Here is a 518-nt window from a genome sequence, read left to right on the forward strand (position 1 = left end):
CGCTCAGCATCCTCTCCCCGCTCTTCGCGGCGCATCCCGGCCGGACCGATTTTGTTCTGCGGCTCAAGATCAATCCCCTGCTCTGCAAAGGACCGATGGTCAATCCGCACATCCAGATCCAGCTCCGCCAGCCGTTCATTGACAAGCGAGGCCCATCGCTCCCGCCATGTCAGCAGGAGTTCTTTGTCATTCCAGGAGCGCTCTTTTGCACCAAACCCGTTCTCATCCAATGACCGCGTGGACAGCATCACATGCGCATGGGGCTTTGCCAGCCCGTCCTCACCAATATCCCAATGCACATTGAGATCGGCCACCATGCCACGGTCCACGAACTGCTCCCGCACAAAATCCTGTGCCAGCGCGATCCCCTGTGCCTGAGTCATCTCGCGCGGGAGTGAAAACTCCACCTCGCGGGCAAGCTGGGCATCCTTACGCTTTTCAATTGCTTCGACTTCGTTCCACAGAACAGACCGGTCGAGAAACCGTTCCGGTGCGCCATCGGGCAGCAGGATCTCTGA

The 518-nt window shown here is 58.9% G+C and carries 1 protein-coding gene; it reads right to left on the reverse strand.

Annotated features, from left to right (window positions below):
* Positions 1 to 518: MobA/MobL family protein (locus tag HK11_RS11810; protein WP_158092831.1), on the reverse strand; the 518-nt coding region annotated here is incomplete at both ends.

The sequence above is a fragment of the Acetobacter sp. DmW_043 genome (assembly GCF_002153485.1).
In the GTDB taxonomy this organism is placed as follows: domain Bacteria; phylum Pseudomonadota; class Alphaproteobacteria; order Acetobacterales; family Acetobacteraceae; genus Acetobacter; species Acetobacter thailandicus.